This is a genomic window from Frankia sp. Mgl5 (genome assembly GCF_023242985.1).
Lineage (GTDB): Bacteria > Actinomycetota > Actinomycetes > Frankiales > Frankiaceae > Parafrankia > Parafrankia soli.
Genome location: NZ_JALKFY010000130.1, coordinates 1 through 271, shown reverse-complemented (window position 1 = coordinate 271; position 271 = coordinate 1). Strand labels below are relative to the sequence as shown.

The 271-nt window shown below is 55.0% G+C and carries 1 protein-coding gene; it reads left to right on the top strand.

Annotated elements, in window-relative coordinates; translation table 11 throughout:
* Positions 1 to 271, top strand: a 271-nt coding sequence (locus MXD62_RS08675) for a PHP domain-containing protein (protein ID WP_248828874.1), incomplete at both ends; no start/stop codon positions are given.

Sequence of the window (271 nt, the reverse complement as noted above, 5' to 3'; positions counted from 1 at the left end):
GTTTACATAAAGAGGCATTGCGCAATCACCATGAAGGCATCATCGCACTAAGCGGTTGTTCCCGCGGTGAAGTGGCGCGGCTGCTTCTCGCTGGCGATATGGAGGCAGCCCGCAACGCTGCGGAAAACTACAAGGCGATCTTTGGTGAAGGCAACTTTTTTCTGGAGCTGCAGGATCACGGGCTGGAACAGGAGCGTCGCCTCAATCAACGCATGATCCGGCTTCACCAGGAGACGCAGATTCAGCTGGTCGCGACCAATAACGTTCACTA